The sequence below is a fragment of the Enterococcus sp. DIV1682a genome (assembly GCF_051711005.1).
Taxonomy (GTDB): domain Bacteria; phylum Bacillota; class Bacilli; order Lactobacillales; family Enterococcaceae; genus Enterococcus_B; species Enterococcus_B hirae.
The window spans coordinates 1,255,697-1,268,769 of record NZ_JBIOLT010000001.1 but is presented as its reverse complement, the minus strand read 5'-3'; the positions used below and the strand labels follow the sequence as shown (position 1 = coordinate 1,268,769).

Here is a 13,073-nt window from a genome sequence, read left to right as displayed (position 1 = left end):
TTATTTTTCAGTTACTTCAATCAATAAGTCACCAGAAGCGATCGCATCGCCATCTGTTACATAGACATGCGCAATTTCACCATCAAAACGAGCTTCAATTGCCGTTTCCATTTTCATTGCTTCCGTGATCATCAATGTATCGCCTTTTTTGACATGATCTCCTTTTTTGACTAATACATCTAATACAGAACCAGACATCGTTGCACCGATATGTTCACGATTTGTTGGTTCAGCTTTCACACGTGTTTGTACAGTACTGATGATCGAATGGTCGTTCACTGTGATTTCACGACGTTGGCCATTCAAGTTAAAGAATAAGACACGATTTCCTTCAATATCTGGTTCGCCGATTTCATCCAAGCGAATAATCAAAATCTTGCCTTTTTCAATTTGAACATTCACCGTTTCTCCTAAGCGAATCCCTTGGAAGAATGTTGGTGTATCAAGTAATGTCACATCACCAAATTGATTATAGGCTGCTTGATAATCTAGAAAGACTTGCGGATACATCAAATAGCTCAGCACTTCTTCTTGTTTAGGTTCATAGCCGATTTTTTCAGCTAATTCTGCTTTGACTTGTTGGAAATCAACTGGTTTAGCTAAAGCTCCAGGACGTTCAGTAATCGCTTCTCGTCCTTTAAGGATGATCTTTTGTAATTTTTCCGGGAATCCTCCAACCGGTTGTCCTAGCTCTCCTTGGAAGAAAGTAATCACAGACTCTGGGAAACTCAATGTTTCACCTTTTTCATAGATATCTTCCTCCGTTAAATCATTTTGAACCATGAACAAAGCCATGTCTCCTACAACTTTTGATGAAGGGGTAACTTTCACGATATCACCAAACATCAGGTTCACTGTATGGTACATCTGTTTGATGTCATCCCATTTATTTCCTAAACCAACTGCTTTGGCTTGTTGTTGGAGATTAGAGTATTGTCCACCAGGCATTTCATGCATATATACTTCTGTTTCTGGTGCATTCAAACCGTTCTCAAATGGTTTGTAATACATACGGACATCTTCCCAGTAATGATTCAATTGTTGTGCATTTTGAATATTGATTTCTGGCAATCGTGGACCATTGACTAAAGCATAATACAAACTGCTCATACTTGGTTGACTTGTATTCCCACTCATCGCACTCATCGCCACATCGACGATATCTACCCCAGCCTTTGAAGCTGCAGAATAGGTAATGATTCCATTTCCACTCGTATCATGTGTATGAAGGTGGATTGGCAAATCAGTAGTCTCTTTTAATTCACTAATCAAGCGATAAGCAGCTTGTGGTTTCAGCAAGCCAGCCATATCTTTGATCGCAATGATATGCGCCCCAAGTTGTTCTAGTTCTTTCGCCATGTCCTTGTAATATTGGACATTATATTTTGCACGACTAGGATCATTGATATCTCCGGTATAGCAGATCGCAGCTTCTGCAATCTTACCTGTGTCTCGAACCGCTTGGATACTTTTTTCCATTTGCGGTACCCAGTTCAAACTGTCAAAGATTCGAAACACATCAATTCCTTGAGCCGCTGCTTCTTTCACAAATTCTACTAAGACGTTATCTGGATAATTGGAATAACCGACTGCATTTGAACCTCTGAACAACATTTGTAACAGCGTATTTGGCATCAATGCTCGGATCTTTCTTAATCTTTGCCAAGGATCTTCATTCAAAAAGCGATAAGCGACGTCAAAGGTTGCTCCTCCCCACATCTCACTTGAGAATAGTTCAGGTAATCCTTCACCGGTCAATTGAGCAATTTCTTTAAAGTCTTTCGTACGAACACGAGTTGCTAATAAACTTTGATGAGCATCTCTAAATGTCGTATCAGTCAATAACAAGTTTTCTTGCGATTTGATCCATTGGACTAACGCATCCGAACCATCAGAATCTAAAACATTTTTTGCTGTCAGATAATCTGGGCGTTTAATCAAATCTTTCGGTACCCGAGGAGATTCATAAAATGGTTTTTCACCATTTTTGATTCCTGGGAAGCCATTCACGGTAATTTCACCGATGTATTTCATTGTTTTATTTCCACGGTCGCGTAAACGAGGGAACTCAAACAATTCTTTTGTATTATCGATAAATGTCGTTTTAGCGTTTCCTGATTGAAATTCAGGATGGGAAATCACATTCAACATAAATGGAATATTGGTTTTGACTCCACGAATCCGAAATTCTTTTAAGCAACGTTCCATTTTTTGGATTACCGTATCAAAATCTGCTGCATGTGTACAAACTTTGACTAAAAGTGAATCAAAGTATGGGGTAACCACATATCCTGCATAAGCATTACCGACATCTAAACGCACTCCGAAACCACCAGGTGAACGGTAAGTATCGATTTTCCCTGTATCAGGAAGAAAATGATTCAACGGGTCTTCTGTAGTGATCCGACATTGAATCGCAGAACCATTTAGTTTGATATCTGCTTGTTGCGGCAGACCAATTTCACTGTGTAAATCTTTCCCTTGGGCAATCGATAATTGAGTAGTCACGATGTCCACATCGGTAATCATCTCTGTAATCGTATGTTCCACTTGGACTCGAGGGTTGACTTCGATAAAATAAAAGTCATTTCCTTCAACTAAAAATTCAACCGTCCCAGCATTGACATAACCAACGTGTTTCATTAATTGAACGGCTGCTTGACAGATGCGTTCGCGTTGTTCAGTGGACATGGAGACACAAGGGGCTACCTCTACTACCTTTTGGTGACGTCGTTGTACAGAGCAGTCTCTTTCAAATAAATGGATCACATTTCCATGTTTATCGCCCAAAATTTGGACTTCGATGTGTTTAGGATTTGCAATATATTTTTCAACATACACTTCATCGCTGCCAAAAGCCGCTTTTGCTTCACTTTTCGCACGATCATAGCCTTCTCGAGCGCTTTTTTCATCATGGGCGACACGCATTCCTCGTCCCCCACCACCTAGAGCGGCTTTAATCATGATCGGATAACCGTACGTTTCAGCAAAAGACAAAGCATCTTCGACCTTTTCAATCGGTCCATCAGTCCCAGGAATCGAAGCAATTCCAGCTGCGATAGCTGCTGCTTTTGCTTTGATCTTGTCACCAAAGATATCCAAATGATGTAAGTCTGGTCCTACAAAAGTGATGCCTTCTTCCTTGCATCGTTTTGCAAAACTTAGATTTTCAGATAACAACCCATAGCCTGGATGGATCGCATCCGCTCCACAGGCTTTCGCAATGGCAATAATCCCTTCAATATCTAAGTAAGCGTCAATCGGTTTTTTCCCTTCGCCAACTAGATATGCTTCATCTGCTTTAAACCGGTGCACGGAATACTCATCTTCTTTTGCGTAGATACCTACAGTTTTAATTCCTAATTCTGTACATGCTCGAAACACTCGTACAGCAATTTCTCCTCTGTTAGCAACTAAAACTTTTTCCATCAAACCACTCCTACATCTTTTTAGTATAAACCTAAACTTTTTCGTTTTTCATCTGCACTGATATTCAAGACGAAGCCAACACAAATGGATAACATCAATAAACTAGATCCTCCCTGACTCAAAAATGGGAAAGTGATCCCAGTTAACGGAATAACGCCGGTTATCCCTCCCAAATTGATAAATATTTGGATCATGAACATGGCACCAATCCCAATACATAATAGAGAATTAAATGGATCTTTTGAGCGAATCCCCACCAAAAAGATCCGAACAATCATGAAAAACAGTAAAGCAAGAATCAAGATCCCCATGATCACGCCTAACTCTTCTACCACAATGGCATAAATAAAGTCCGTCTGCGCTTCATTTAAAAAACCTTTTTTCTGGATACTATTTCCAAGACCTCGACCAAAAAGCCCTCCATTGAACATCGCATAATAACCATTAGCTAATTGATGACCTTTGTTCAACTCGTCAGAAAAAGGATTTTGATAAATGGCAAATCGGTTATAGATATATTGTAAACGTCCGGGAAATATTTTCCCGTGGGTGATATTGATCAACCAGATTGCTAAAGCACTCAAGCCAACCCCACCGACCCCAACGATCAACGTATAAACGTAGTTGATACCACTAGCCAAAAGTAAGACTAAGATAATTAAAAAAATGACAGTTGCATTACCAAAATCGGGTAAAATAGCAACTAGCGCTGTTAGTGCCAACACTAACAGTAACGGTCTTTTAACAGTAGAAACAAAATCTTTTTGAACGCTTCTTTGTCTTTTAGATAACGTTAATGCTAAGTACCAAATCACAATGATCTTTAAGTATTCAGCTGGCTGGAGAGAGAATCCAGCGATTTGAAGCCATCCTTTCGCTCCATTGATTTCTTTCCCGAAGAATAAAACGATCAATAGCAAGATTGTCAGTACAGCAATAGCTGCCATAATCAGTCGTTGATTTTTTAATACGGATGTTTTCATTTTATATAAAAGTCCAATAGCTACTAAGCTAACGCCCCAAAACAAACTTTGGTTAAAAAAAGAGGCGGAAGGACTGCTTCCATTTTCTAGCAATAAATAAGATGATGAACTATAGACCATGATTAAACCTAAAATACATAGAATCAAGTAAGGAATCAAAATACTATAGTTTAATAAATGCCTTTTTTTTACTTTCTTAGGCAAGTTTACTCCTCCTTGCCAATTTCTTTTTTATCGTAATTTTCTTGGTAAACCTCACTATATAATCGGTTCAGTTCACGCTCTAGCTCACTCAGCAACAATTGTCCTTCTGTTTTATCGATGATGCCCACACGAACGGCAAATCCGACTTGTTGTGAGAAGCCATACATTTGCGTATCTACTACTTCTTCAAATGCCTTACATTGTGAGATACACAGGCTATTTTTTTGATTTTTGATCAAGCGTTTGATTCGTTCTGATTCATCTTTAAGCACTTGAACTGCAAATTCATTTGATAGAGAATCCATCTAAGCCTACCCCCATTCTAAGTTTATTTATTATAACATACTTAAAATTCTAACGGGGAAAAATCCCAGTTTTCGCTCAGGGATTTTCTTCTTTTTTTACTATTTGCTAGCCTATCATGAGCAAAAACAATAGATGTACTAATTTTACAAACGATATACTACTTAACTAGAAAGTATCAGTGCTAAAAAAGCGTCCCCGTATTTGTCTAACTTGCTTTGTCCTACCCCTTTTATCTGCAATAAAGAAAGTCGATCTTTTGGACGTTGTCGACTCATTTCTTTTAAAGTCGCATCTGAAAAAACCACATAAGGCGGCACGCCTGCTTCAGAAGCTAAGTCAGTTCGTAACTCTCTTAGCGTTTCAAATAAAGTGTCAGCTTCTTCATCAGAAAGTTGTTGGACTTTTTCAGCTTCTTTTTTAAATACTTTTTGTTTCCCTTTTAACACTTCGATTCCTAGTTCCGTTACTTTCAACGTGGGGTATTCACCGTTCATTGAATACAGATAACCACCAGAAATAAGATACTCGATCAACTGAAGAATATCTTTTTGTGCCCATTTTTTTAATAAGCCGTAAGTTGATAACGCTTGAAAACCTAGCATCTTGACTTTTTGTTCTTTCGAACCAGCTAATACCTTCATCAACAATTGTTTCCCATAATTTTCACCCATGCGTTTCAAGCAAGACAACACCATCTGTGTTTCAGTCGTTACATCGACTAGTTCACGTTCATCTAAACAGTTACCACATCTTCCACATGGGATACTTTTTTCGCCAAAATAAGTAAGAATATATTGTTGCAGACAGGATTCGATGTAGACGTATTCCGTCATTACTTTTAATTTTTCGTATTCTTTTTGTTTTTGTGACTCTTCTCGTTGGGATTGTTGGATAAAAAATTTTTGGACCTGTATATCTTGGGGAGCAAACAACAAGACAGCCTCACTTAAGAGCCCATCACGACCTGCTCGTCCCGCCTCCTGATAGTAAGCTTCTAAAGAACCAGGAATCTGATAGTGAATGACGAAGCGGATGTTACTCTTATTGATCCCCATGCCAAAAGCATTCGTTGCAACTAATAATTCTGTACGGTCATATAAAAAGTCTTCTTGGATTTCTGTTCGTTGGCTTTCACTCATCCCACCATGATATCTGCCAACACTGAAATCAAATTTCTTTAACAAATGATAGATTCGATCAACTTCTTTGCGGGTAGCGGCATAAATGATCCCTGATTGCTTTTTATTGATACGTAGATACTCAATTAAGTACTGCTCTTTTTTTTGATCTTTTACTACTTGTAAACGTAGATTTTCTCGTGCAAAACCCGTTTGAATATGATTATCCATTGGTACCTTTAAAAGTCTTTTAATATCTTCTGCTACTTGCTTTGTTGCAGTAGCAGTCAATGCCACAATGACCGGTCGTTGATCAAACGTGTTTAATGTTTCTGCCATATGAAGATAGCTTGGACGAAAATCATGTCCCCATTGTGAGATACAATGCGCTTCATCAATCGCTATCAGTTGCACGTGCCAACGTTTCATTGATTGGATAAAATCTGGCATGATAAACCGTTCTGGCGCAACATATAATAATTGGATTTGTTGCTGTTCGAGTAATCGAAACCGAGAAGCAGTCTCATAACTATCCAATGAACTATTGATAAATGTCGCTGAAATGCCTAACTGATTGGCAGCATCTACTTGATCTTTCATCAGAGAGATCAAAGGAGAAATGACTACAGTCAAGCCATCCAACATCAATGCTGGCAATTGATAACAAATGGACTTCCCACTTCCTGTAGGCATGATCCCTAGGACGTCTTCATGATCAAGGACCTTTTGGATAATTTCTTTTTGTCCAGGGCGAAATACTTCATAACCAAAGTATTGTTTTAATATATCATTCATTTTATCCCTACTTTTTAGTTGATTTAAGAGGTTGTGAAAGAAGCGATCAGCTCCGAGCGAATAAGAGAGGATTTTTTAAAATAGCTTCTCATATTTTAGAAAATCATCGCTTATTGCTGAGGAGTTGCTTCTTGAACACCGTGAATAAGAGGTTGTGAAAGCATCGGGAAGCTCCGATGACAATAAGAAAGAATTTTTTAAAACAGCTTCTCATGTTTTGAAAAATTCAGGCTTATTTCAAGAAGCTGATGCTTGAACACCGTGAATAAGAGGTTGTGAAAAGGGCGCTTTGACCTGAGCGCTCACCAAGTAAAAACTGCGCCGAGTAATCGCAGGAGCATTAAGGATGATAATCTCGAAACAGCTCCCCATGTTTTACGAAACTCAGCTTTATGTCAAAAAAATGCCGCTCGTCCACGGTTTAGTTGTTTTTTATTTATAAAAAGCCTAGAGCAACCTTTTATTATTGACCCTTCTATCGCCCCTCTATAACTATAATACGTCAATTATATTTTACTTCTCCAAGCAATCAAGTACAACATGCTTTTTTGTGAAACTTTCACTTTTCGTGAAACAAAAAACGAGGTAATCAAAGATTTTAAAAAGACTTTTAATAAACTTTTAGCGTACTTATTGAATTTTTCTTTTAATTTTTATTAACTTCTCCACAGATAACAATTTTAGAAAAAGGAAAAACAATTCTCTCCTTTTAATTTCAAACAATTGAATACGTTCTAAAAAATTGAGAAGCAAAATTTGCCGACAGTATTTTTCTTTTCATCCACTTTAATGCTGATTTACCAGTCATCTGAACAAAAAATAAACCGAAGATGCCCGAAAATAGTTACTCCTATTTTTGGTCTTCTTCGGTTTATTTCTCAAAGCTAAACATCACTGTATCAACAAGGTGAACAAATGATTATTTTTTCTTTTTAGAAGCTTTTTCACGTGCATTTTTGTTTAAGATTTGTTTTCTTAAACGGATACTTTCCGGTGTTACTTCACAATATTCATCGTCATTCAAGAATTCTAACGATTCTTCTAACGTCAATTGTTTTGGTTTTTTGATAACAGATGTTTGGTCCTTGGTAGCAGAACGAACGTTAGTCATTTGTTTTGCTTTCGTAATGTTAACAGTCAAGTCATTGTCACGACTATTTTCACCAATGATCATGCCTTCATAAACTTCTGTACCTGGTTCAACAAAAACAGTTCCACGTTCTTCGATACTCATGATGGAATAAGTTGTTGCTTTTCCAGTATCAATCGATACTAACGCACCTTGGTGTCGTCCACCGATTTGACCTGGTAACATTGGTAGGTATTGATCAAATGTGTGGTTCATGATTCCGTAGCCACGAGTCATTGAAAGAAATTCAGTTGAATAACCGATCAAGCCACGAGCTGGTGTTAAAAATGTCAAACGGATTTGACCATTACCAGTATGGACCATGTCTTGCATTTCGCCTTTACGTAAGCTTAATGATTCGATTACGCTACCCATGTATTCTTCAGGTGTGTCGATTTGAACACGTTCAAAAGGTTCACATTTCACGCCATCAATTTCTTTTTCGATAACTTCAGGACGAGATACTTGTAGTTCATAACCTTCACGACGCATGTTTTCGATCAAGATTGACAAATGAAGTTCTCCACGACCAGAAACAGTCCAAGCATCTGGAGAATTTGTTGGTTCAACACGCAATGAAACATCCGTTTGCAACTCAGCCATCAAGCGTTCTTCAATTTTACGAGCAGTGACATATTTTCCTTCACGGCCGGCAAATGGTGAATTATTCACTAAGAAAGTCATTTGCAGTGTTGGTTCGTCAATGTGTAGAATTGGCAGAGCATCTTGGTGGTCCACAGGTGTCACTGTTTCCCCAACGAAAATATCTTCCATTCCTGATACGGCAATTAGATCTCCAGCTTTTGCTTCGTCAATTTCTAAACGTTTCAAGCCGAAGAACCCAAATAATTTAGTTACACGGAATTTTTTAACTGAACCGTCTAATTTTAGTAAGGCAACTTGGTCCCCTACTTTGATCGTTCCACGGAAGACACGACCAATCCCGATACGTCCAACATAGTCGTTATAATCAAGCAATGATACTTGGAATTGTAATGGTTCATCGCTATTGTCTACTGGCGCAGGGATTTTTTCAACAATTGTATCAAAGATCGGTGCCATTGTTGGTTCTTGATCAGCTGGATCATCAGACAAGCTAGATGTTCCGTTTAATGCTGAAGCATAGATAACTGGGAAATCTAATTGATCATCATCTGCACCTAGTTCAATAAATAATTCTAATACTTCATCAACAACAAACTCAGGTCGTGCAGAAGGTTTATCAATTTTATTCACAACTACGATCGGTGTAATATGTTGTTCTAGCGCTTTTTTCAAAACAAAACGAGTTTGTGGCATCGTTCCTTCATAAGCATCAACTACTAAGACAACGCCGTCAACCATTTTCATGATTCGTTCAACTTCGCCACCAAAGTCCGCATGCCCAGGTGTATCCATGATATTGACACGAATCCCTTTATAATCAACTGCGGTATTTTTTGCTAAAATCGTGATTCCACGTTCTTTTTCTAAAGCATTTGAATCCATCGCACGTTCTTGTAATTGTGTGTGTGCGTCTAATGTATCTGATTGTTTCAATAATTCATCAACCAATGTGGTTTTTCCGTGGTCAACGTGGGCGATGATCGCTACGTTACGGATATCATTTCTATAGTTCAATGTAACTAACTCCTTCTCGGTTCTTTATGACAGTGCAATTTTACTCGACTGTTTATTATAGCAAACTTTTTTCATGAAATATAGTGAAATGTTTTCATTTTTTCGAGAAAATTAATATTTTAGCCATATTTTTCTTAATTATGCGGTTTTTTTTACTTATTTAGCGAATCAGCCGCAGCAATAAGTGCCCGAATTTCATCATAGGCTTGAGGTGTAGCCGCAATATAATATTCTCTTCCTCGAAATTTTAGCTTTTCTCCTGAGATACCGCTATATTTCATTCCAAATTCAGCGAGTAAAACATTCCCTGCGCCATAGTCCCACGGGCTCAAATTTGCAATATAACCAATATGTTTCCCTTTTAAAAGTGCAATCATTTCTAGTCCTGCACATCCATAAATACGAACACCCATACTTTGTTCACCAATTGTTCGGACATTCCACCGATTATGACTAAAAAGATAACCGTTCAAACCAATAAGTCCATCTTTTAAACGAAGGTCTTCTGGCTTAGTTAACGGATGGTCATTCATATAAACACCTAAATCTTTTCCACCCCAATACAGCGCTTCTTTCATCACGTCATAAATAAAACCAAGTTGTCCAACACCATCTTGATAAACGCCTAACATAATACAAAAATTCTCTTGTTCAAGTACGAAGTTCATGGTTCCATCAATTGGATCAATAACAAATACTTGCCCTTCAAAGCTTTCTAACTCACTGTAACCTTCTTCTTCTGCGAGAATCTTTGCTTCTGGATTATACGCCTGAATCTTTTCAATCAAAAAAGCTTGGACTTCACGATCCATATTGGTAACCAGATCTTTTCGATTGGTTTTTTGATCAACTTTAAGCGTCTTGATTTGTACCGCACGAATTTTCTCAGCTGCTTCTTCAAGCCAGATTTTGATCTGAGGGATCAGTTCTTGTTTATTCATGTTCTCACCCATTCATTTTTAGGATTTTTTTCTGATTCTTTTTTGCTGCTTGAACTGTTCGATACAATGAATAACCTGATACTTTTTCAAATTCTTTTCCTAATTTTTTTTCTTCTCCAATAGATGGAATAACCGTTTTGAATTGTTGGTATGATTTTAGAAACCGAGCATTATCGATGCCCTTTTCATTCGCTAACTCTAAATCCTCCCACATCTTCATCACAATGACCATTTCCTCGGTGGTCCAGTCTAAATCAAGCGGGTATTGATAATCTTGCATACTTCATTCTCCTATTTCCTATAGTCAAAATCAGTGTATCATAAGAATAAGTACATAACCAAATAGTTTCGATTTTCTAGTTTACATAATTAATTTATAGTTGAATAACTATTTTATATCGCTAGCTAAGAAAAATAAGTAATAGTCTATAAAAATTCACACGTTCATACAAAGAACCGTCACTAACAAAATAGAGAAAATAAATTCTGTCGGTGACGTAGGTTTATTTATTAAGATAAGAGGAAAAGATCTAACATTTTTACTTTTCCTAAGGGATTTCATATGAAACTAACGTCCTTCATGTTCAGGTATGTTTAACGAGCTCATAGACGCTTCATTAGCAAAACTATGATTTATCCGATATTGTTCATTTATTTTAGTGGCAGTGTATGTTTCATCTTTTGAAATTAATTTAAACATCCCCTTCTGTAGCTCAGCAAATTTAGAATTCCCTTCATTTTCTAAAAAAATCTTATAGAACCAATTTTGAGAGGATAAAGACGAATTTTTAATATAATGACAATGTGGCAATGCTTTGACAACAACTTCAATAAGTACTTCTGTATCGACCTTAGGCCTATATGATTCATTATCCTTTCTACTTAAATAATGAAGTAAGGTGCTTTTAACATCTCGTTTAGTAATGATATTTCCTCCATTAACAGCTAGTTCATTGTATTTTTGAATCGTTTTGTTTAGTTCAAAATTTATTATATTATCGCTAAGTATCTCTTCTGATGATATAGTACTTGGAATCTCTGCTGCATTAATATACATCGTAAATTCAGACGAAGAAACATATTTTTCTAAATTTTCAGAAAAACTCTCCAAACTTATTGGATTTTCTAAAATTGCTTTGGGTAAAATTTCACTGAACTGAGATTGTTCAGAAATTCCTATTTTATTCATAATAATGCTTATTTCCCTATTGGCCTCTTCACTGAGAGGAACAACTTTACCAAACTCTGAATGTTCACTCAAAATTTTTTCAACGATACAATGATAGCTTGATTTTTCTAATAGCTCTGGTAAATAATCGTTTAATTTTTCCCATGGAAATTTTAGCTTTTCTTCTAATATTTGTTTCATACTTTTGGTACTAATCTTATTTGAATGTGCAAAAGTTTGAAGATCTTTGTCTGGCCTAAGTAAAAAAGATTTTGTTAGTTTATTATCTTCTTTATTCATCTGTTGACTACCTCCTACAAAATATTAATAATTGCTATCTATTTAGTTCTACATTAAGTATAGACTGAGAGATGCTCCGAGTATCAATTACATTTATTTTCTTATTATGAGATAAACCTTTATGTATCGCGTTCAATCGCTTTACTTCTATTCTTTTTTTTTCTCTTTGTTCGAATGCTTCTTTTTCTCTGCGATTATTTTCGCCTATTAGACGACTAAAATCAGGGAATGTCGTTTCTACAATATCATTCCCATTTTTATAATAATTGGCAATAATTTCCATTCTAGATTCTTTTTGGCATTCTATAAACAACGCACTGATGACACTTTTTCTAAAACCTTCATTTGCACATAATAATTCACTGCGTTGGAACCCTTTTCCTTCTCTTTTTAGCGCATCTAATAAAGAAGGACCTTCGATTTTATATTTTTCATATATAATATTTTCAATTTCAGCATACCTCAATGGTTCTCTCTCAAATAAATCTGTTAAATGAACATAATAATTGTATGCACTTTTCTCAAATATACGTTGGATTGTTCGATAGTCATTATGTCGATTCACATTGCCAACATTTGGATTTACATGAATTTTTTGTATTTGAGTAAACTTCATCTTTTTACCCCATTTCTTTTTTTACATAACTCTCTAACGTCCCTCTCAATACTTTTTACTTTTATATCATTTTTTATTTGTGGTTTGTAGAGCATCGCTCATCTGATTGATTTGAATTTTCTGTGTTGTAACCGAGATCTTATCATTCAAACTAGATAAGTGCGTGTACAAATTGTTTTGATATTTTCTCTTTTTTCTCTAATTTTCATATTCTATCACCGTAGTCTAAAATTATTGCCAATTAAGCTAGATAAGTTCATTAACTTTTTTATAAAAAAAGCTTATCATGAAATCGATTACAAGGAGGACCCTTTTATTTTTTTTTTTGAAAATTATGTTCATATTACAACACTGTATATGAAAAATTTTTAGTATAATGGAGTGTTGTAGGTTATTATGCGGAATTTTTTATAGCACTATTCAACAGCAAATGAAGTCGTGGATCATTTACTTTCCCCATGAAT

Annotated in this window: 9 protein-coding genes; all 9 read right to left on the bottom strand. The window is 36.4% G+C overall.

All coding sequences use genetic code 11. From position 1 onward, the window contains the following. Positions 1–3,429, bottom strand: coding sequence for a pyruvate carboxylase (locus IGJ23_RS05765; RefSeq protein WP_438774687.1), 3,429 nt, complete (start codon positions 3,427–3,429; stop codon positions 1–3). A 20-nt stretch (positions 3,430–3,449) separates the two neighbouring features. Continuing rightward, positions 3,450–4,616: an FtsW/RodA/SpoVE family cell cycle protein gene (locus tag IGJ23_RS05760; RefSeq protein WP_010719353.1), complete on the bottom strand. Its 1,167-nt coding sequence runs from the start codon at positions 4,614–4,616 to the stop codon at positions 3,450–3,452. A gap of 2 nt (positions 4,617–4,618) precedes the next feature. Further along, positions 4,619–4,921 (bottom strand): DUF1507 family protein, encoded by a 303-nt coding sequence (locus tag IGJ23_RS05755; RefSeq protein ID WP_010719354.1) that lies wholly within the window; start codon positions 4,919–4,921, stop codon positions 4,619–4,621. 162 nt (positions 4,922–5,083) lie between these two features. Then, positions 5,084–6,835 carry a DNA helicase RecQ gene (recQ, locus tag IGJ23_RS05750; RefSeq protein ID WP_207432356.1) on the bottom strand — a complete coding sequence of 584 codons (1,752 nt, stop codon included), beginning with the start codon at positions 6,833–6,835 and terminating at the stop codon, positions 5,084–5,086. A 919-nt stretch (positions 6,836–7,754) separates the two neighbouring features. After that, on the bottom strand, positions 7,755–9,584 hold the full coding sequence (gene typA, locus IGJ23_RS05745; RefSeq protein WP_088775598.1) for a translational GTPase TypA: 1,830 nt from the start codon (positions 9,582–9,584) through the stop codon (positions 7,755–7,757). 152 nt (positions 9,585–9,736) lie between these two features. After that, on the bottom strand, positions 9,737–10,525 hold the full coding sequence (locus IGJ23_RS05740) for an inositol monophosphatase family protein (RefSeq protein WP_232011830.1): 789 nt from the start codon (positions 10,523–10,525) through the stop codon (positions 9,737–9,739). Between the two features lie 4 nt (positions 10,526–10,529). Next, positions 10,530–10,805, bottom strand: coding sequence for a UPF0223 family protein (locus tag IGJ23_RS05735; protein ID WP_010719359.1), 276 nt, complete (start codon positions 10,803–10,805; stop codon positions 10,530–10,532). A 288-nt stretch (positions 10,806–11,093) separates the two neighbouring features. Further along, the gene (locus tag IGJ23_RS05730) at positions 11,094–11,993 is read right to left on the bottom strand and encodes a hypothetical protein (RefSeq protein ID WP_010719360.1); all 900 of its coding nucleotides are present in this window, start codon (positions 11,991–11,993) and stop codon (positions 11,094–11,096) included. A 34-nt stretch (positions 11,994–12,027) separates the two neighbouring features. After that, complete coding sequence (locus IGJ23_RS05725) at positions 12,028–12,609, bottom strand: hypothetical protein (protein ID WP_081129095.1); 582 nt, start codon at positions 12,607–12,609, stop codon at positions 12,028–12,030. Between the last annotated feature and the right edge of the window lie 464 nt (positions 12,610–13,073).